Consider the following 20,100-nt stretch of genomic DNA (forward strand, 5'->3'; position numbering starts at 1 on the left):
GAACGAGTGAAACGTTATATTCTTCCAGAAAAAAGAAAACGGCCCAAAAGTAGGACCGTTCGAATTTCAAAAACTCGGTACACCATTAAGTCAAAGCATGCTTAACTGAATGGTGTTAGCCTTTTGGCGGTTTTTTTGTTTAAGCTGTAGTTATTTAGCTACGCTTTTAGCTGATCACCTATTGGTAACTGCCTAATGCGCTTTCCGCATGCTGCAAAAATAGCATTACATAATGCTGGCGCATAAACTGGTGTAGATGGCTCACCTACCCCTGCTGGTGGTGCATCGCTTTGTACAATTTCAACGTCAATCTCAAGCGGTGAGTCACTCATACGCGGTACGCGATAATCATGAAAGTTACTTTGCTGCACGCGGCCTTTATCAAAGGTAATACCGTCACTAATTGCAGTGGTAATACCGTAAATAGAGCCACCTTGGGTTTGATTTTTAACGGTGTCGGTATTTACAACCGTGCCCGCATCAATGGCAACCCACGATTTAATTACTTTTAAATCGCCAGTATCCGACACTTCTACTTCAACTACCGTCGCTACGTAAGTTAAAAAGCTTCTATGCGCTGCTATACCTAAACCTCGCCCTTTAGGAAGCTCTCGCCCCCACTTACTCATATCAGCGACCTTTTCAATAACATGGCGCAGCCTGCCAATATCTAAAGGGTAAACTGCTTTATCGCCGCCATAATTATCGTATGTAGCATTTTGCTCAGTTACATCAAGGATTCGGCTTGGACCTATAGTGTCTAGTAAATAGTCTTTTTGGTCGCGACCGGCTTTGTGCGCTGCTTCGCCAATAAATGACTGAATAGCAAAGGCATGAAAAATATTTGATACAGAACGCATCCAACCAATTCGTGCTTTGGCTTGCGCATCACCGTTTTCTAACTTCATGTTAGGTGTGTTAATTGGGTTATCGGTAAACCCTAAGCGCAGTTCAAAGCTCCCTGGCGTAGTTGCCCCTTCTGAAAAGGTAGAGGTAATTGGTGAAAACGCGGTGCGGTGTAAATACGATTCTATAGCGCCATTTTTATCTAGCGATGCTTCAATGTGCTGAGCCGAAACCGCATGATAAAAACCATGTTGTATGTCGTCTTCACGCGTCCATTGCACACGAATAGGCTTGCCTACTTTCATTGAAAGATAAGCTGCTTCTGCTGAAAAATCAGGTTTTGACTTACGCCCAAAGCCGCCTCCTAACATGGTAACGTGAACATTAATTTTGCTCTCATCCATGCCAAGCATTGCAGCCACTGTTTTCATATCGGCTTGTGGGTTTTGCGTAGCAGCCCATATATCAACACTGTCTTTGTTGTACATCGCTGTGGCACAAGGCGGCTCCATTGGTGCTTGAGCAAGGTGCGGCGCGTAGTAATCGGCTACGAGTTTATTGCTCGATTTAGCCAATACGCCCATGGCATCGCCTTTATCACGTATGTTTGCCTGTGGAGTTTGTACTGTTTGTAATAATGACTTTTTAAATTCTTCTGAATTGTAATCGCCATTTTTGCCATCATCCCACACGACTTTTAATGCTTTACGCCCTTGCCATGCAGCCCATGTGTTTTTAGCTATAATCGCAATGCCGCCTTTTGGCTGAAACTGCGGTGCGCCTTTTGGTACAGGCATTTCAATTACATCTATAACGCCATTTATCGCTTTTGTAGCACTGGCATCAAACGACTTAACAACACCGCCTACTACCGGCGGGCGTTCAATTATAGCCACCAGCGCTTGTGGCTCGCGTACATCGGCTGCAAATATAGCTTTGCCTGTTACTAAATCTGCTAAATCTATGTGCGCCATGCCGGTATTAATATAACGCCATTCTTTGCGTGTTTTAAGTGTTAGCTTGTCTGCCTCTGGTGGCGTTATTGTAAGTGCTAAGTCGATTAAATCTTTATAAGTAAGCGATTTACCTGAGCTGTGTGTAACAACGTGTTGATTAGCAGTACAGGTTTGTGGATCAACTTTCCAATACTTAGCGGCAGCGTGCTGCATCATGTAACGCACACTTGCGCCCATTTCACGCAGGCGCTGCATATTGTAGCGAATACTGCGCGAGCCATCGGTATTTTGATCGCCGTATTTAGGGTCACCCTTACCCTGAATAACAATAACCTTATCCCACGCAGCTTCCATTTCATCGGCAACAATTTGTGCAATCGCGGTGCGAATTTGCTGACCCATTTCAGAGCGATGGCAGGTTATTTCAACCATGCCGTCTGGGCGCAGTGCAATAAATAAGTTTGCGCGTTTTGCCAGCTCAGACGGTTGCTCTAACACGCCAGCAAATGCTCTTGGCGCACTGCCAACAAAATAAGTACCCAGCACTAGCGCACCTAGGGCACTAGTTTTTAAAAACTTACGGCGGGTTAAATCAAAGTATTTGTTATCTTGGTTCATACTTCTTCCCCTTGTTCATTTGGGTCGAAATACTGAACACTCGCCATTGTTTTAGCAGCTGATTTAATTGCTTTATGAATACGCGGGTATGTACCACAACGGCAAATATTTCCCGACATATTACTTACTATTTCATCATCGGTAGGGTTTGGATTGGCAGCTAATAAGCTTGCAGCTTGCATCATTTGGCCGCACTGGCAAAAACCACACTGCGGTACTTTATGCTCAACCCATGCTTGTTGTACTGGATGGTCGCCCTGCTCGCTTAACCCTTCAATTGTTGTAATTGAAAGACCCGCTACTGCCGCTACAGGTAATACACACGAGCGCTGAGCTACCCCATCAATATGCACAGTACACGCACCGCACTGAGCCATACCACAGCCAAATTTAGGGCCGGTTAAATTCAATTCGTCTCGGAGATACCATAATACTGGCGTTGACGGATCGCCAGAAAACTCATGTTTATTACCATTAATGGTAAGCGTGATCATACTAAACTCCTTGGCAAAGCGCTTTACAGGAGGGTTCCTTGTTGCGCGAGAACTATTTTTAATTACTTACTATTTTATACTTACTACTTTTAGCCTACCACTTAGATCTATTTTATAAAAATACTAATTATTAGAACGTTTTACTGTTAAAAACAGATCTACATTATCAAGCATACTAAAACATACATTAATGAGTGCTTATAACATCTTCAAATAGTAATCGCTCATCGTCTTTATAAACTTCAAGCCAACCTGGTGGTGATGTATCGCAGCCAATAATGGTTACTTGTAGCACATAACTATAGCGACCATTTTTAAACGTATAGTGATGATTCCCGCCGCTACCCTCAAATGTAATATCGCCGTTTAGTAAAACCATATCAGGCTTATCACTTGGCTTTTTATTAATACCCCACGATGCATACCGATAATTATGCCCCCCTAAATCATCAACACGAATATGGTAGTTAGCCGTTTTCCAATCAAGTACTGGTTTTTCAAAAGTGTTGATACTTGCGTGCAAGGATTGCTTATCGTGTTCGATTAAGCTTTTAGCAAGTGCCTGCTCTTTAGTATTTTGTGTATTTACAGCAATAATTTTACCGTCAGTATCAACCCACATAACGCCGTTATTTAGCATAATGCCGCGCCAACCAACTTTATCCCAATCGGTATTAATGTTTGAGGCGGCAATAACTTTGGCGAGTTCATCGTCAAACACTTCATCAAAGCGGTTAATAAACTCAGCTTCATTTTTAATGTCAGGTATGGGGTACTGTCGTTTTAGCGGGTAGCTAATAAGTGCAGCAATCGCAGTTTTATCATGCGTTTTAAAAGCAGCAATAACAGGTAAAACTCTCTCGTGATATTTTTGCTCAAGCGCAAATGTGCTAGATGTGAAAAGTAGAGATAAGCAAAGGAATATGTAATTTAGATACTTCATTGATAGTCCTTCAATTAAAGTCATTGAAAATGAAAGATTTGAGCCCTTTTGTTATTAAGTACGAAATGAAACAGAAGCGAGTAAAATTACAAAGTTCTCCCTAAGTACAGTTCGTTTAAAACCTTATTAAGAGCCTGTTATAACTTCATATTCTGCTCTGCTAACATTTGGTACTGCAAAATTGGGAACTATATCTCTAGTGTCTGGTATAGCTCTAGTTTCTATTGGAAAATGCCAAATGTTAAACATATTATTTGGTCTAGTATCGTAGGCTAATTGATCCCAACCTAAAATTGAAGCCATTCGAAAAGTGGCTAGTTTTTTTGCCATTTGCATATCAGATTTGGGGTTGAAATATAAAAGATAACCAGTATTAACTGCCCCAGTTAGTATATCAACAGCCTGTAAACCCCAATGGAGCTTAGAGTCCTGCATAGATACAAGCTCAATTTTTGAAGATGTTGGTAATTTAGCAAGCATATGATTAGTAATAATTTGAATTACTTCATCTTGTTTAGGATATTTTGTACTTTTCTGGTCTATATATACTTTAAAGTTAGCGTTTAAACCTTTACTACTTTGATTTAGAAGTTGATTATACGTTGTGTAAAAAGCCGCTTCTTCATCTCTATGCCATTTTTGATAAGGCGCTTTTGATACCGCAATGGCATGGAAAGTACACGGGCTACTTAGTACAAACTTTAAGATATTTAAGCATAAATTAATCTGTCCTGAGCTTTTTCTTATTTTTTCCCATTTTATCTCACCTCGAATCCCACTCGATTTATAAATTTGTTCAATTTTAAAATTGAATTCATCTAAATATCCACTTGGAACATTTAAGATACCGATAGTATAACAAGGTGATCCTTTTGAAATTCCACTTTCATCAGCAAATGATACTACATCGTTCACTTCATTCTCCTTATCTATAAGCATTAAATAGCCTATTATGTTCCACTTTTGGAGGAGTTATAACATCCCAAAAATGCTTATATTCGTTTGTTTAATAATTTCACTAAATAAAATTTTTGTAAATATATGATTATTTGGATAAGAACAGGTCTTTATTATTTTTCACCAGAACAATATTTATTAATGTCGTGTGACAAAAACAAAAAAGCGAGCTTAATTAAGCTCGCTTTTGTTTTAACGGACAGCTGTTCTATTTACTCCGGATCATACCCCAAGTTAGGCGATAGCCATCTTTCTGCCTCTGCGAGCGTCATATTAGTTCGTTTAGCGTAGTCTTCTACTTGATCGCGTTGTACCGCTGCTACTGCGTAGTACTTAGCTTCTGGGTGTGAAAAGTACCAACCTGAAACAGCAGCACCTGGCCACATGGCGTATGAGCTGGTTAACTGCATGCCAATGCGTTTTTCGGTGTCGAGCAACTGCCAAATTTTCTTTTTCTCGGTGTGCTCTGGGCACGCAGGGTAACCTGGCGCTGGGCGAATACCTTGGTAGTTTTCGCGTATTAGCTCATCGTTTGCTAGGTTTTCGTCTGGTGCAAAACCCCAATACTCTTTACGTACTTTTTCGTGTAGGTATTCTGCAAACGCTTCTGCGAGCCTGTCGGCAACCGCTTTAATCATTATTTTGTTGTAATCGTCTTGCTGTGCGTCAAACGCATTCGCTAAGTCGTCTTCTTCAAGACCGCCTGTTACAGCAAACGCGCCAAAATAGTCTGGTGTACCTTTGGGTGCTATGTAGTCGGCTAGGCAGTAATTAGCAAAGTCGGTTTTTTCGGTTTGCTGACGTAAATGGCAAGAGGTAGTTAACAGCTCTTTGCGTGTTTCGTCGGTGTATATTTCTATGTCGTCCCCAACGCGGTTAGCAGGGAATAAACCTATTACGCCAAGTGGTTGCAAACTGCCTGCTTTTTCAAGGTCGTCTAACATATCGTTAGCGTCTTTAAATAAGCTTTGCGCTTGCTCGCCTACTACTTCGTCGGTCATTATGCGCGGGTATTTACCGGCGATTGACCACGTCATAAAGTATGGCGTCCAATCTATGTATTTACGCAAAGTAGCAATTGATACGTTTTTAAACTCGATCACGCCAAGCTTTTTAGGCACTGGTGGCGTGTAGTTATCCCAATCGAGTTGTGCTGCGTTATCGCGTGCGCGCTGGATTGTAACAGGCTTAGAGCGAGGTTTTTTACGCGCTTGCTGCTCACGTACCTTTACATATTCAGCTTGTGTTTTAGCTAAAAAGTCAGGTTTAAACTCTTTTGATAATAAGTTTGAAACCACACCTACCGCACGGCTGGCGTTACTCACGTATACTACACCTTTGTCGTACTGTGGCTCAATTTTAACGGCAGTGTGCGCTTTAGAGGTAGTTGCCCCGCCAATCATTAATGGGAGCTCAAAGCCACGGCGTTTCATTTCTTTTGCTACGTGTACCATTTCGTCAAGCGATGGGGTAATTAAGCCCGACAACCCAATAATATCGGCTTTTTCGTCGATTGCGGTTTGCAGTATTTTATCAGCCGGTACCATTACACCTAAATCGATTACTTCATAGTTATTACATTGCAGTACAACACCCACAATATTTTTACCTATGTCGTGTACGTCACCTTTTACGGTCGCCATCACTATTTTACCGTTAGTTGAGCCTTCTTCTTTTTCAAGCTCAATGTATGGGTCTAGGTAGGCTACGGCTCGCTTCATTACGCGCGCCGATTTAACCACTTGTGGTAAAAACATTTTACCTGCGCCAAATAAGTCGCCTACTACGTTCATGCCGTCCATTAACGGCCCTTCAATTACGTGAATAGGTTTAGCTGCTGCGGCGCGGCATTCTTCGGTATCTTCATCTATAAAGGTAGTAATACCTTTAACAAGCGCGTGCTCAAGGCGTTTTGCAACAGGCCATGTGCGCCACTCTAAATCTTCTACTCGCTCGGCTTGCGCCATACCCGAGTATTTTGGTGCAAGCTCTACTAAACGCTCGCCTGCGCCTGAGTCGGTGTTAAGTATTACGTCTGTAACTGCTTTACGAAGCTCTGCTGGTATGTCGTCGTAAACAGCAAGTTGGCCTGCGTTTACAATGCCCATATCCATACCCGCTTGAATAGCGTGATATAAAAACACCGAGTGAATAGCCTCACGTACTGGGTTATTACCTCTAAACGAAAACGATACGTTTGACACCCCGCCCGACACTTTACAGTGCGGTAAGTTTTGCTTAATACGGCGCGTGCCTTCAATAAATTCTACGGCGTAGTTATCGTGCTCTTCAATACCGGTGGCTACGGCAAATATATTAGGGTCGAATATAATATCTTCTGGCGCAAAGCCAATGTCTTCTACCAATATTTTATAACTGCGCGCACATATTGCGAACTTACGGTCTGCCGTGTCGGCTTGCCCGTCAGTATCAAACGCCATTACAACAGCGGCTGCACCAAAGCGTTTTATTATTTTAGCTTGGCGAATAAACGGCTCTTCGCCCTCTTTTAGCGATATTGAGTTAACAATTGCCTTGCCTTGAATACACTTTAAGCCTGCTTCTATTACTTCCCATTTTGAAGAGTCAACCATAATCGGTACGCGAGAAATATCAGGCTCTGAGGCTATTAAGTTTAAAAACTTAACCATGGCGGCTTTTGAGTCCAACATGGCTTCGTCCATGTTTATATCAATAACCTGTGCGCCGTTTTCTACTTGTTCGCGGGCAACAGTTAGCGCGGCTTCAAAGTCTTCTTCCATGATTAAACGTTTAAACATGGCAGAACCCGTTACATTGGTACGTTCGCCGACATTAGTAAATACTGCTATTTGTTGGGTCATGCTGGCTCCTTAATTTAAGTTACAGGCTTCAAGGCCTGATAAACGCATGCGTACTTCAAGCTCTGGTAGCTGGCGTGGTTTAACGCCCGCTAAACCTTTTGCAAAAGCGCGAATATGCGCAGGCGTGGTGCCACAGCATCCGCCTACTATATTAATAAAGCCCGATTTACCCCAATCGATAATTTCGGTTGCCATATCGCCCGCTTCTAAGTCGTATTCACCAAACTCATTTGGTAAGCCCGCATTAGGATGTACCGATGTAAAGGTTTCGCACACGCGCGATAACTCTTCTACATACTGGCGCAGTAAATCAGGACCAAGCGCACAATTTAGGCCGATTGATATAGGCTTAATATGGCGAATAGAGTTATAAAATGCTTCGGTTGTTTGCCCCGAAAGCGTACGACCAGAGGCATCGGTAATAGTCCCCGAAATCATAACTGGTAATGTACGCCCTGCTTGCTCAAAGGCTTCTTCTACGCCAAACGAGGCCGCTTTTGCGTTAAGGGTGTCGAATATAGTTTCGATTAATATTAAATCGGCGCCGCCTTCCATTAATGCAAGTGTTGATTCAATATACGCAGTAACCAGCTTATCAAAGGTGACATTTCGGTAACCCGGATCGTTTACGTCTGGCGAAATTGAACACGTTTTAGATGTCGGCCCTAAAACACCGGCTACATAGCGTGGTTTTTCTGGCGTTTTAGCCGTAAATTCATCGCAAATTGCGCGTGCTAATTTAGCCGACTCTAGGTTTATTTCACGACTTAAGCTTGCCATGTCGTAATCTTCCATCGAAATAGTGGTCGAGTTAAACGTGTTGGTTTCGATAATATCGGCGCCCGCTGATAAAAAACCACGATGAATATCAGTGATTAAATCGGGCTTGGTTAGGCTTAATAAATCGTTATTGCCTTTAATTAATACATGCCAGTCTTTAAAACGCTCTCCGCGATAGTCTTCTTCTTCTAGCTTATGATCTTGGATCATGGTGCCCATAGCGCCATCTAAAATTAAAATGCGTTCTTTTAATGCGGCGCTTATTTCGGCTTGCTTATTATTTGTAGGAGCGTTATTCGGCATAGTTGTTAGTCCTCACGTCTTGGCTAACTAAATTAATATCATACGGTGTGGTTTGGTACACGTAGTAATTTAACCAGTTCGAAAAAAGTAAAAAAGCATGGCTTTGCCACGTTTTTGAAGGTTGTTTGGTTGCATCGTCATCCGGAAAGTAATTTTCGGGTTTTGGTGCATTAGGGCTTTTTTTACAATCGCGCTCGTATTCTGCTTTTAGCGAGTCGGCGTCGTACTCAGGATGGCCGGTTATAAACACTTGGCTACCTGATTTATTTTTAAGTAAGTAAGCCCCTACTCGCTCAGAACCAGCTAGTACAACTAGCTCATCACAAGCATTTATTTTATTTATATCAATGTGGCCGTAGCGTGAGTGCGGTACTAAAAAGGTGTCGTCGAATCCGCGAGTCAGTGCGCCGTGATCAAAGTAACATTGGTGAGTAAATACGCCACACAGTTTGTCGTCTTTTAAATCGCGCTTTAAATTGTAACGATGGTATAGCGCTGCATGTGCTGCCCAGCACGAAAATAACGTAGAGGTAACGTGTTGCTCAGCCCAATCAATAATGACCTTTAGCTCATCCCAATACGCTACATCGTCGTATTCTAAATGCGCAAGTGGCGCGCCAGTTACTATTAATGCGTCGTAATTGTTGTCTTTAACCTCAGAAAAATAACGATAAAAGGTATCAAGGTGCTCTTCTGAGTTGCTACTACTGCGGTGAGTGTCGAGGCGCAGCAGCTCTACGTTTACTTGCAAAGGCGAGTTGGCAAGCAAGCGGATAAACTGAACTTCGGTTTCTACTTTATTAGGCATTAAGTTTAAAATAGCCAAACGCATTGGGCGTATTTCTTGCGTTTTTGCACGTGTTTTAGGCATTACAAATACGTTTTCTTGACGTAAACGCGCAATTGCCGGCAACTCGTCTTTTACTGTAATTGGCATATTTTTACTCCTGCTCATAAAAACCGAAAGTTAATTATGAACTGAAAGTAAAAAATATCAACCTCTAGATGTATAGATGTCCAAATGAAATTTATTCATGATTTTATACTTTACTTACAAGCATGCTTTAGTGCTTTAAAACCCGCCATTCGTTGACTGTTTCACCTGTCAGCCACTACAATACAACATTGAAATTTTTATTATTATTTGAAGGCTTTCCTCCATGGTTTTACCTGATAAATTTATATTCTCGATGAGTCGAGTATCTAAGGTTGTGCCACCTAAGCGCACTATCTTAAAAGATATTTCGTTACATTTTTTTCCTGGCGCTAAAATTGGTGTGCTTGGTTTAAACGGTTCTGGTAAATCTACGTTACTACGTATTATGGCCGGTGTTGACCAAGATTTTGAAGGTGATGCACATCCTCAGCCTGGTACAAAAATTGGTTATTTACCGCAAGAGCCTGTTTTAGACGAAAGCAAAACAGTTCGTGAAATTGTTGAAGAAGCTGTTGGCGAAGTTAAACACGCACTTAAACGTCTTGACGAAGTGTATAACGAATACGCCATGGAAGACGCTGACTTTGACGCACTTGCAAAAGAGCAAGGCGAGCTTGAAGCTGTTATTCAGGCGCACGATGGTCACAACATTGATAACGTTTTAGAGCGTGCTGCTGATGCACTTCGTCTGCCAGAATGGGATGCTAAAATTGAGCACCTTTCAGGTGGTGAGCGTCGTCGTGTTGCTATATGTCGATTACTGCTTGAAAAACCAGACATGCTTATTCTCGATGAACCTACTAACCACTTGGATGCTGAGTCGGTTGCATGGTTAGAGCGCTTTTTACACGATTACGAAGGCACTGTTGTGGCGGTTACGCATGACCGTTACTTCCTTGATAATGTAGCTGGTTGGATATTAGAGCTTGACCGTGGTGAAGGTATTCCATGGGAAGGTAACTACTCTTCTTGGCTTGAACAAAAAGATGCGCGCTTACAGCAAGAACAAAAATCTGAAAAAGCACGTCAAAAATCAATTGCGCAAGAACTTGAATGGGTTCGTTCAAATCCTAAAGGTCGCCAAGCTAAGTCAAAAGCACGTATGGCTCAGTTTACTGAAATGCAGCAGTCTGATTACCAAAAACGTAACGAAACTAACGAGATGTTTATTCCACCTGGCCCGCGTTTAGGCGACCAAGTGCTTGAAGTAACGAATCTTCGTAAGAGTTTTGGCGATCGCGTTTTAATTGACGATTTAAGCTTTAGCATGCCAAAAGGTGCCATTGTAGGCATTATTGGTGCTAATGGCGCGGGTAAATCAACGCTGTTTAAAATGATCAGTGGTGAGCAAAAGCAAGACAGCGGTAGCATTACCGTTGGCGAAAGCGTACACCTTGCTACTGTTGATCAGTTCCGCGACGGTATGGACGAAAGCAAAACTGTTTTCCAAGAAATATCAGACGGCCAAGACGTACTAAAAATTGGTAACTTTGAGTTCCAAAGCCGTGCGTATGTAAGTCGCTTTAACTTTAAAGGTAACGATCAGCAAAAGTTTGTTAAAGACCTATCAGGTGGTGAACGTAACCGTTTACACCTTGCTAAGTTATTAAAAGCTGGCGGCAATGTGTTACTACTCGATGAGCCAACCAATGACTTGGACGTTGAAACACTACGCGCACTAGAGAACGCTATTTTAGAGTTCCCTGGTTGTGTAATGTGTATCTCGCATGACCGTTGGTTCCTTGACCGTATTGCTACGCACATTTTAGATTACCGCGACGAAGGTCAAATTAACTTCTTTGATGGTAACTATACTGAATACGAAGAGTGGCTTAAAAAGACACTAGGTGCAGCAGCAACTGAACCTAAGCGTATTAAGTACAAAAAAATTGGTTAATATTTACTGTAGCTAATTTATTACAGTAAAACTAAGCCCTGCATTTATGCGGGGCTTTTTTATGCCACCAGCATTACAGGAGCATATCCTGCTAGCATGTAGAGAATTACCCGCTATGCTTAATTTATTATAAAAACAGTAAGGCTAAATTAGGTTATGCAAAATCGTCGTCAGTTTTCTCGTGTTTTATTTTCAACCGATGCACAAGTAATTTTTAATGATCACCAGTACCCATGTAAATTACTTGATGTATCTTTACATGGCGCATTAATCACTAAATGTGATGCTTTTATTGGCAACCAAAATAGCCAAGCTGTTCTGCGTTTTTCGCTGCCTCAAAGCGAAATAGAAATAAAAATGGAGGTTGTGGTGTGCCATATAGAAGCGGATCATATTGGTTTAAAATGCCACCATATTGATATAGACAGCATTACTTATTTAAAGCGTTTAATAGAGCTAAACTTAGCTGATGACGAACTATTACATCGCGAACTCGCTATGTTGATTCACGACACACAAGAATAGACTCATTTGGATTAGTTGATTACCATAGTGCAAACTTTTTAACTTGTGCAAACATGACTTTAAATCCACATTTACCTTTGGTGTATCACCCTAACTACTCGTTTAATTTCGATCCAAAGCATCGTTTTGCAATGAGTAAGTTTGCACATTTATATCAGCATGTAGCAAAGCTTGGTTTGATTGGCGATAACCTGGTTGAGCCAATATTAGGCACGCCAGAGCCACTGGAGCTAATACACTGCGAAAATTACATACATGATTTGTGGAATAACCGCTTAGATGAAAAAGCAATGCGTCGCATTGGCCTACCTTGGTCAAAAGAGCTTATGACACGTACCTTTACAGCACCTCAAGGTACTTTGCAAACAGCTCGTTTAGCACTTAAACATGGTATAGCCTGCCACTTAGCCGGTGGTACACACCATGCGCATACCGATTTTGGCTCAGGCTACTGCATGGTTAACGATTTAGCCTTTACCACGCAAACTTTAATTGAATCGGGTGAAGTAACTAACGTACTTATTTTTGATTTAGACGTGCACCAAGGTGATGGCACAGCCGCAATGTTACAGCATCAAGCATACGCTTATACTTGCTCTATCCATTGTGAAAAAAACTTCCCTTTCAGAAAATCCGCTAGCGATTTAGATATTGGCTTAGCCGATAATATGAAAGACGACGAATACCTTGCCGTAGTTGACGACACCTTGAGTTATTTACTTAAAGAGCTAAACCCAAGCTTGGTACTTTACGATGCTGGCGTTGATATTTGGCAAGGCGATGGCTTGGGTAAATTAGATATAAGCTGGGATGGCATAGTTAAGCGCGACCATTTAGTGCTAAAACGCTGCCTTGAACACAATACACCCGTTGCTACAGTAATAGGTGGTGGCTACGATAAAGACCATCTTCGCCTCGCTAAACGCCATGCTATTGTTGTTGAGCAAGCCGCTCGCTTTTAGTTTGAAATAAAATTGTTAAATTCTCGTTCTTATTTAATATGTAAAATAAGAACGAACATATTATGAAACAACTATTTATTGCCATCGCACTAATTTTTATAAGCTTTACAAGCTATTCGCAAGAAGAAAGTACGCAAGAAACATACCCTAAGCTACCTACATTAAATTTACAAATGGCTGATGGGTCGCCGCTCAATACTCAAGATTTATTAGGTCAACCTTACGTTTTACACTTTTGGGCAACGTGGTGTCCGTACTGTAAAAAGCTGCAACCAGCACTTCAAAAAATTGATGATATGGGATTAAAAGTTATTGCCGTGAGCTTTAAAGAGGATGACGATGCTACTCCCGCTAAAGCGCTTAGCGATAGAGGTTATACTTTTAAAACAGCCGTAAAAGCCGATGCAACAGCACAGCAATTAGGTATACGAGGCACACCTACTACATTGTTTGTAAATAAAGAAGGTAATGTAATTTGGCTGACTAATACGTCAAACCCAGAGGACGCAAACCTACATTTAAAGGCACGAACATTGTTGCACTCCATATCTGAACAATAATATAGGTCTAAATTTAGTTTAAAAATATAAGTAATATAAACTTTATACTACAATTTAAGCTCATAAATTAATTGAGATTATAATGCGCTTACTACTTACTTTATTACTAATTACTTTAAGTGGCTTTGCCGCAGCTGAAGAAGAAAAAGCAGAACTTCCACCGGTAGACCCCGCTTACAATGCTGAGCACCCTATGGCTTTGGTTAATCAAGGCTCGTCTATTATTGCAATGAATTTACCCACCTATAATTTACCCAATGATGTGCAAGTTGTTTATAAAATAGGAAACCCCGATGTTCCATTTTTAGGCTTTGTTAGAAATGCCGAGTTAATCACCGTAAAGCCACAAGCGTTTAATATTCAGCATTTAATGCGTGGTGAAGAAATTACGATTATTGCCGATATTTACGAGGGTGATTATCAACAAGGTGGTAGTTTAATTTATTCAAAAAAAGAGTTGGTCTTGAGTAAGCAGCTGTATGCCAGAGAACTAAAAGATTTAAGTGAATCATCGCAATGGCAAGACTACGACATGATTACACTAAGCGGTACTGAGCGTATTTATATTCATAAAATTCAAAAAGCGCCGAGCTATAACCATCTTATTTTTGTCGATTTAGTTAATGCATGTATGCAAAAGCTTCGTACCTCAAAACGTGTCCCAGCTGAAAATGAGCTTACTTATAAATTTATTAATTGCGGCACCCTTAAACCACTTTATTACAATGCTGATGATTTTAAAAAGTAAAATAGCGAGTATACGAATGCTAAATAATTTCAATATTCAGGCATAAAAAAAGGCTCTTTCGAGCCTTTGGATTAACTTTGGAATGTTAAAGTTTTTAAATTAGGTAAGTGTTAATAGCTGTGGAGCAACGCTATGATAGTCAACAGCCATAGCAATACTTAACGCTGTAATATTAATGATAGAAAACGCGAACACTTTACGTGCCCAACTGGTTACATCAATATTTCGACGATACCCTCTTAGTGCCATTAGCAACCACCAAAAGCTGGTAATACAAGCAACAGCCATAAAAGCAGCACCTGTGTAGCCAGTAATTGGCAGTAACATCACAACTAACGCGTATACAGCAATATAAAGCACAATGTGGCGTTTTGCTTTGTCGATACCTTGCGCTACAGGTAATACTGGAATACCTGCAGCTTGGTAATCTTTAAAGCGAAAAATAGCGATGGCATAAGAGTGCGGCATTTGCCACAAGCTAAACATAACCAGCAGTATTAACGCGCCCATATCGAACTGGCCTGTTACGGCGCAGTAACCGACTACTGGTGGTACTGCGCCCGAAAGGCTACCTACAAAAGTGCCATATACTGAGTTACGCTTCATGTAGAGGCTATAAACCCCTACATAAATTACGTAGCCAAAGGCTGCAAAAAATACCGCGGCTTGAGTGGTATAGGCGATAAGTAAACCAAAGCCCACAACACCCAATAAAATACCGTGACTAAGTGCAGCAAAGGCCGACATTTCGCCTGTTACTGTTACTCGCGTACGAGTACGCGCCATGGCTACATCTATGTCTCTATCTATAACATTATTGATAGCACAACCTGATGCAACCACTAGCGACAAACCAATTAATGTAGCAATCATTAACCATGGGTTTATATCACCGCGCGAGGCAAGTAAAAACCCGCCCGCTACGCTGATCAAATTGCCCATAATAATACCCGGCTTTGTCACTGATAAATAACGACGAAACATCTTCAACTCCTAGTACATCATCATTGCGTTAGATTCATAAATGATCCAAACAGATAACCCAACCACCATTACGATGATCAGAGCACTGAATAGGAATGAGAAAGTACTTGCACGGCCATCTTCGGTCGTAAAATTAAGGTGTAAAAAGTACTTTAAATGCACCCAAATTTGTACGATTGCTAAAGTAACAATGCTCCAAAGCGTTGTTGCCTTTGTGAAGTCGCCTTCCATTACCATCCAAAATGGAATGGCTGTCAAAATTACTGATAACACAAAGCCAATTAAGTAAGTTTTAACACTGCCATGAGATTCATCATGGTGCTCAGCATGTGTTTCGCTGTGGCTCATTACATTGCTCCCATTAAATAAACAACGGTAAATACACAAATCCAAACAATGTCTAAGAAGTGCCAAAATAGGCTTAAGCAGCTTAAACGCGTTACGGTTGCTTTACCTAGACCGCGTTTAGCAACTTCTATCATCATTATGGTCATCCAAATTAAACCGGCTGTTACATGTAAACCATGTAAGCCAACTAATGAGAAAAACGATGTTAAAAAAGCACTATGTTGCGGACCATGCCCGTTCACTATTAGGTGATGAAATTCGTATATTTCCATACCAATAAACACAGCACCTAAACAAAACGTAATAAATAACCAAGTAAGTGTGAGCGCCTTTTTTTGCCCTTGAGCGGCAATCATGGCAAAACCAAAGGTAATACTACTAATAAGTAGTGCAGCTGTTTCTACTGCTACAAAGTCGAGTTCAAAAATATCTTTACCCGATACACCACCGGCTGTGTTCATAAATAACACGGCGTAGGTTGCAAAAAATGAGGCAAATAATAAGCAATCGGTCATTAGGTATAACCAAAAACCGAATACGGTATCGCCCGATGTATCGTGATGATCATGCTCGTGCGCATGATCATCGTGAGATACAGACTCTAAATTTGCAGATTCTAAATTTGCAGAAAGTGTACTCACGCTTTTAGCTCCTTATTCCCACTTGAATTGTATGCTGCTTCAATTCGTGCAATTTCATCAGGTTGTATATAGTAATCAACATCGCTGGCGTAACAACGTTTGATAAATAAAGCAATTGCGCCAATAAAACCAACAGCTGCTAACCACCAAATATGCCAGATCATCGCAAAACAAAATGCGGTTAAACTTGCTGCCATTAGCACGCCTGCTGATGTATTTTTAGGCATATGAATAGGGCTGTAGCTTGCCTTATCTTGGTAAGCTTGACCTTTTTCTTTCATGTCGGTCCATGCATCAATATCATCAATGTGCGGAATGGTAGCAAAGTTATACACTTGTGGAGGTGAGCTTGTTGCCCACTCAAGTGTGTGTCCGTTCCACGGATCGCCTGTTGTATCGTCAAGCGCTTCACGGTCTCTAAAGCTCACATATAATTGAACTGCTTGGCTAATAATACCAAACATAATAATGACAGCACCGCCTGCAGCAATGTATAGCCAAATGTTCCAATCAGGATTATTAGTGTGGTTTAAACGACGTGTCATACCTAAGAAACCAAGTACATACAACGGCATAAATGCAACGAAGAAACCGATAATCCAACACCAAAATGATGCCTTGCCCCATTTTTCGTTAAGCTTGAAGCCCATCGCTTTAGGGAACCAAAATACAAAACCTGCTAGGTAGCCAAATACAGCACCACCGATAATTGTATTATGAAAATGTGCAATTAAGAATAAGCTATTATGCAGTACGTAATCGGCACCAGGAATAGCAAGTAATACGCCAGTCATGCCGCCTACGGTAAAGGTAACCATAAAACCAAGTGTCCAAAGTACCGGAACGGTTATACGTAAACGACCTCGGTAAATAGTAAATAGCCAGTTAAACAACTTAACGCCTGTTGGTACGGCAATAACCATGGTCATTACCCCAAAGAACGCGTTAACGTTAGCACTTGAGCCCATTGTGAAGAAGTGATGTAACCAAACAATAAACCCTAAAATAGAGATTGCACCGCTGGCGTAAACCATCGATTTATAACCAAATAAACGCTTACCTGCAAATGTCGAAATAATCTCAGAAAAAACACCAAACGCCGGTAATACTAAAATATATACCTCAGGATGACCCCATGCCCAAAACAGGTTGATGTACATCATGGCGTTACCGCCCAATTCATTGGTAAAGAAATGGAAATCGAGATAACGGTCAAGCGTTAACATAGTAAGCATTGCGGTTAAAATTGGGAATGATGCTGCAATTAAGATGTTTGCCCACGTACATGTCCATGTGAAAATTGGCATTTTCATTAAGGTCATGCCTGGTGCACGCATTTTGATAACGGTCGCTAAAAAGTTTACTGCAGTTAAGAGTGTTCCAAGACCGGATATTTGCAAAGCCCAAATATAATAGTCGACCCCCACCCCAGGGCTAAAGGTCAGCTCCGAAAGTGGCGGATACGCCACCCAACCTGTTTTAGCAAACTCACCAAAAACCAGCGACATATTAATTAAAATAGCACCACCGGTAGTTAACCAAAAACTTAAATTGTTTAAAAATGGAAAGGCAACATCGCGAGCACCAATTTGCAGTGGTAGTACAATGTTCATTAAACCAATCATAAATGGCATCGCCATAAATATGATCATAATTACGCCGTGAGCTGTAAATATTTGGTCGTAGTGCTCTGGTGGTAAATAACCGGGCGCGCCACTAGTAGCAAGTGCTAACTGAGTACGCATCATTATTGCATCAGAAAACCCACGAAACAGCATTACTAAAGCTAAAATAATATACATTACGCCTAAGCGCTTATGATCCACAGATGTGATCCAGTCGCGCCAAAGCACGCCCCATTTTTTATGCTTTGTAATTAGCGCAGTAATAACAATTGCAGCTATTAAAATAGCTGCCATCGTAAACACAAGAATCGGCTCGTGAAACGGTATTGCATCGAGTGAAAGTTTACCTAAAAACGACATTATTATTCCTCGTCCTGGCTGTGTGATGGTTTCGCTGAATGTTTGTCCATTGCGTGATGTTGCATACCCATCTCGCCATGTTCGCTCATCGCATTGTGCTTTTTATTCATATCGCCATGCGCCTGCATATATTTCATGATAATGGTATGAAATAAGCTGTCTTCAACTTTACCGTAATAAGCAACAGGATTATTTTCGCTCGCTTTTGCAAGCTCAACATAATTTGCATGAGTCAGATTATTAGCGCTTGAATTCGCTTTTACATCACTCACCCACTTATCAAAACCAGCTTGAGTAGGGGTAGCAATGGCATTAAACTTCATACCAGTAAAACCTGCACCACTGTAATTTGCTGAGAAACCTTTAAACGTACCTGGCTCATTTGCAATTAAGTGAAGCTTGGTTTCCATCCCAGCCATTGAGTATATTTGACTACCCAATTGCGGAATAAAAAATGAATTCATTGTGCTCTCTGACGTGATTTTATATTCAACAGGTACATTTGCCGGAAACACTAATTCATTAACCGTGGCAATACCTTGCTCAGGGTAAATAAATAACCACTTCCAATTTAATGACACCACTTCAACAGTAAGATGCTTACCTTTACCTTCAATGGGTTTGTAAGGGTCTAGCTCTTGGGTAGACACCCAGGTAATAACACCTAAAATAATCACAATAACAATAGGAACAGCCCAAACTGCGGCTTCAATTTTATTTGAATGAGCCCATTTTGGAGCGTAAATTTCATGAGTTTGCGTGTCTCTATATTTCCATGCGAAATACAAAGTCATCACAATAACGGGAACGACTACAAGCAACATAAGCACGGTTGCGATGATAATTAAATTTTTCTCATCTATGCCTATCTGCCCTTTTGGATCGAGTATCCCGCCTTTACAGCCTGACAACGCCAGCACGGTACTAGCTAAAGCAATATTACAAAGGTTACGAATTAACAAGGGAGTATCCTACAAACCTAGAGTTTCAGTTTGCTGCTTTGCATAAAAACCAAAGCAACGATTTTTCAATAAAAACCCAAGTTAACTAGAATTAAATTATAAAAATAAGGGGGCTATTCAAAACCTAAAGCTCATGCCATTAATGACCTAGCAACAAACCCAGCTTTCTAAACGCATTTATATAACGTAATAAAAGTTAACTTGGGTGAGTGGTGGTTGGCTGAAGTGTGCTTAAAAAACACAGAGCTACTTTGTTTTAGCTAACCTTAATTATTTACAGCAAGAACAAATAATTAAAACCAGCAACAAGATGCAGCCTTACAGACAACCTGTAAAGCTAGGTGGAGCACGACAACCATGTGCAACATGCACTGGCTGAAGAACTTTAGCCTCGCTAAAAGCAAAGGCTGCTTTACGGAGGATAATTCCAGCACGACGCGCTGGAAAAATATGGAACAATAACCAACAAAGGCCAATAAGTAACTGACTTGAAATGATTGGATGAGCTAAAAATCCGGCAATAGTAAGTAACAGTGGCTCTACAATAAACCCATCACTTAATAGCGCCTCAAGCTTGAAGGCATCCTCTAGTGCACCGCTTAACAACATGACCGTATTAAACACTAATAAAGTTATAGCTACACACACGCCCTTACCCGCTTTATTCAAGCGTTCACACGTAACTGGCTCGCTTGGGGCGAGATCAGTATTGGTATGATGTAAAGAAAGTGTGTTCAAAGACATTAACCTACTTAAATGACTATAACAAAATTAAAGTAATACAAAGCAATGGAAAAATTTGAAAAACATT

General features: G+C 41.0%; 18 protein-coding genes. 5 read left to right on the top strand and 13 right to left on the bottom strand.

The window, feature by feature from the left end; genetic code table 11:
- Nucleotides 1–158: 158 nt before the first annotated feature.
- The 7 genes from I6F45_RS13365 to I6F45_RS13395 all read right to left on the bottom strand — a co-directional run bounded on the left by I6F45_RS13365 (nucleotide 159) and on the right by I6F45_RS13395 (nucleotide 9,677).
- Complete coding sequence (locus I6F45_RS13365; protein ID WP_197160771.1) at nucleotides 159–2,420, bottom strand: xanthine dehydrogenase family protein molybdopterin-binding subunit; 2,262 nt, start codon at nucleotides 2,418–2,420, stop codon at nucleotides 159–161.
- Entirely contained in the window at nucleotides 2,417–2,914 is a 498-nt protein-coding gene (locus tag I6F45_RS13370; protein WP_165721286.1) for a (2Fe-2S)-binding protein, read from the bottom strand. Before I6F45_RS13370 ends, I6F45_RS13365 begins: the two co-directional genes overlap by 4 nt.
- Before the next feature lie 187 nt (nucleotides 2,915–3,101).
- Complete coding sequence (locus tag I6F45_RS13375) at nucleotides 3,102–3,857, bottom strand: hypothetical protein (protein ID WP_197160772.1); 756 nt, start codon at nucleotides 3,855–3,857, stop codon at nucleotides 3,102–3,104.
- A gap of 126 nt (nucleotides 3,858–3,983) precedes the next feature.
- Nucleotides 3,984–4,772 (bottom strand): DUF3800 domain-containing protein, encoded by a 789-nt coding sequence (locus tag I6F45_RS13380; protein ID WP_165728500.1) that lies wholly within the window; start codon nucleotides 4,770–4,772, stop codon nucleotides 3,984–3,986.
- Nucleotides 4,773–5,026: 254 nt separating this feature from the next.
- Entirely contained in the window at nucleotides 5,027–7,657 is a 2,631-nt protein-coding gene (gene metH / locus I6F45_RS13385; protein WP_197160777.1) for a methionine synthase, read from the bottom strand.
- 9 nt (nucleotides 7,658–7,666) lie between these two features.
- Complete coding sequence (locus I6F45_RS13390; protein WP_007581206.1) at nucleotides 7,667–8,740, bottom strand: homocysteine S-methyltransferase family protein; 1,074 nt, start codon at nucleotides 8,738–8,740, stop codon at nucleotides 7,667–7,669.
- The gene (locus I6F45_RS13395) at nucleotides 8,730–9,677 is read right to left on the bottom strand and encodes a homoserine O-succinyltransferase (protein WP_007376156.1); all 948 of its coding nucleotides are present in this window, start codon (nucleotides 9,675–9,677) and stop codon (nucleotides 8,730–8,732) included. Before I6F45_RS13395 ends, I6F45_RS13390 begins: the two co-directional genes overlap by 11 nt.
- Nucleotides 9,678–9,900: 223 nt before the next feature.
- On the opposite strand from I6F45_RS13395, the gene ettA reads away from it, so the two are divergent.
- The 5 genes from ettA (at nucleotide 9,901) to I6F45_RS13420 (ending at nucleotide 14,369) form a co-directional block, all read left to right on the top strand.
- The gene (gene ettA / locus I6F45_RS13400) at nucleotides 9,901–11,574 is read left to right on the top strand and encodes an energy-dependent translational throttle protein EttA (protein WP_007581203.1); all 1,674 of its coding nucleotides are present in this window, start codon (nucleotides 9,901–9,903) and stop codon (nucleotides 11,572–11,574) included.
- Between the two features lie 156 nt (nucleotides 11,575–11,730).
- A complete protein-coding gene (locus I6F45_RS13405) occupies nucleotides 11,731–12,099 on the top strand; it encodes a PilZ domain-containing protein (protein ID WP_007581201.1) in 369 nt (122 codons plus the stop codon).
- A 53-nt stretch (nucleotides 12,100–12,152) separates the two neighbouring features.
- A complete protein-coding gene (locus I6F45_RS13410) occupies nucleotides 12,153–13,061 on the top strand; it encodes a histone deacetylase family protein (RefSeq protein ID WP_197160779.1) in 909 nt (302 codons plus the stop codon).
- Between the two features lie 62 nt (nucleotides 13,062–13,123).
- Nucleotides 13,124–13,621, top strand: coding sequence for a TlpA family protein disulfide reductase (locus I6F45_RS13415; protein ID WP_197160781.1), 498 nt, complete (start codon nucleotides 13,124–13,126; stop codon nucleotides 13,619–13,621).
- Nucleotides 13,622–13,703: 82 nt separating this feature from the next.
- Nucleotides 13,704–14,369: a hypothetical protein gene (locus tag I6F45_RS13420; protein ID WP_010555183.1), complete on the top strand. Its 666-nt coding sequence runs from the start codon at nucleotides 13,704–13,706 to the stop codon at nucleotides 14,367–14,369.
- 99 nt (nucleotides 14,370–14,468) lie between these two features.
- On the opposite strand, the gene cyoE is transcribed toward I6F45_RS13420, so the two are convergent.
- The 6 genes from cyoE to I6F45_RS13450 all read right to left on the bottom strand — a co-directional run bounded on the left by cyoE (nucleotide 14,469) and on the right by I6F45_RS13450 (nucleotide 20,027).
- A complete protein-coding gene (gene cyoE / locus I6F45_RS13425; protein WP_197119093.1) occupies nucleotides 14,469–15,353 on the bottom strand; it encodes a heme o synthase in 885 nt (294 codons plus the stop codon).
- Between the two features lie 9 nt (nucleotides 15,354–15,362).
- Nucleotides 15,363–15,701, bottom strand: coding sequence for a cytochrome o ubiquinol oxidase subunit IV (gene cyoD, locus I6F45_RS13430; protein WP_165728489.1), 339 nt, complete (start codon nucleotides 15,699–15,701; stop codon nucleotides 15,363–15,365).
- Nucleotides 15,701–16,342: a cytochrome o ubiquinol oxidase subunit III gene (cyoC, locus tag I6F45_RS13435; protein ID WP_165728488.1), complete on the bottom strand. Its 642-nt coding sequence runs from the start codon at nucleotides 16,340–16,342 to the stop codon at nucleotides 15,701–15,703. The genes cyoD and cyoC overlap by 1 nt, the downstream gene beginning before the upstream one ends.
- Nucleotides 16,339–18,327, bottom strand: a complete 1,989-nt coding sequence (gene cyoB, locus I6F45_RS13440) for a cytochrome o ubiquinol oxidase subunit I (RefSeq protein WP_165728487.1) — start codon at nucleotides 18,325–18,327, stop codon at nucleotides 16,339–16,341. Before cyoB ends, cyoC begins: the two co-directional genes overlap by 4 nt.
- A gap of 2 nt (nucleotides 18,328–18,329) precedes the next feature.
- Nucleotides 18,330–19,289: a ubiquinol oxidase subunit II gene (gene cyoA, locus I6F45_RS13445; RefSeq protein WP_165728486.1), complete on the bottom strand. Its 960-nt coding sequence runs from the start codon at nucleotides 19,287–19,289 to the stop codon at nucleotides 18,330–18,332.
- Nucleotides 19,290–19,607: 318 nt separating this feature from the next.
- Complete coding sequence (locus I6F45_RS13450) at nucleotides 19,608–20,027, bottom strand: hypothetical protein (RefSeq protein WP_165728513.1); 420 nt, start codon at nucleotides 20,025–20,027, stop codon at nucleotides 19,608–19,610.
- Between the last annotated feature and the right edge of the window lie 73 nt (nucleotides 20,028–20,100).

Source organism: Pseudoalteromonas sp. SWYJZ19 (genome assembly GCF_015864375.1).
GTDB classification, from domain to species: Bacteria; Pseudomonadota; Gammaproteobacteria; order Enterobacterales; family Alteromonadaceae; genus Pseudoalteromonas; species Pseudoalteromonas arctica.

Bases quoted from the DNA above. Each gene is read 5' to 3' on its own strand.
- I6F45_RS13365 (WP_197160771.1), bottom strand. From the start codon at position 2,420: ATGAACCAAGATAACAAATACTTTGATTTAACCCGCCGTAAGTTTTTA.
- metH (WP_197160777.1), bottom strand. From the start codon at position 7,657: ATGACCCAACAAATAGCAGTATTTACTAATGTCGGCGAACGTACCAAT.
- cyoD (WP_165728489.1), bottom strand. From the start codon at position 15,701: ATGAGCCACAGCGAAACACATGCTGAGCACCATGATGAATCTCATGGC.
- I6F45_RS13395 (WP_007376156.1), bottom strand. From the start codon at position 9,677: ATGCCAATTACAGTAAAAGACGAGTTGCCGGCAATTGCGCGTTTACGT.
- I6F45_RS13410 (WP_197160779.1), top strand. From the start codon at position 12,153: ATGACTTTAAATCCACATTTACCTTTGGTGTATCACCCTAACTACTCG.
- I6F45_RS13375 (WP_197160772.1), bottom strand. From the start codon at position 3,857: ATGAAGTATCTAAATTACATATTCCTTTGCTTATCTCTACTTTTCACA.
- I6F45_RS13390 (WP_007581206.1), bottom strand. From the start codon at position 8,740: ATGCCGAATAACGCTCCTACAAATAATAAGCAAGCCGAAATAAGCGCC.
- I6F45_RS13415 (WP_197160781.1), top strand. From the start codon at position 13,124: ATGAAACAACTATTTATTGCCATCGCACTAATTTTTATAAGCTTTACA.
- I6F45_RS13420 (WP_010555183.1), top strand. From the start codon at position 13,704: ATGCGCTTACTACTTACTTTATTACTAATTACTTTAAGTGGCTTTGCC.
- I6F45_RS13405 (WP_007581201.1), top strand. From the start codon at position 11,731: ATGCAAAATCGTCGTCAGTTTTCTCGTGTTTTATTTTCAACCGATGCA.
- cyoB (WP_165728487.1), bottom strand. From the start codon at position 18,327: ATGTCGTTTTTAGGTAAACTTTCACTCGATGCAATACCGTTTCACGAG.
- I6F45_RS13370 (WP_165721286.1), bottom strand. From the start codon at position 2,914: ATGATCACGCTTACCATTAATGGTAATAAACATGAGTTTTCTGGCGAT.
- ettA (WP_007581203.1), top strand. From the start codon at position 9,901: ATGGTTTTACCTGATAAATTTATATTCTCGATGAGTCGAGTATCTAAG.
- cyoE (WP_197119093.1), bottom strand. From the start codon at position 15,353: ATGTTTCGTCGTTATTTATCAGTGACAAAGCCGGGTATTATTATGGGC.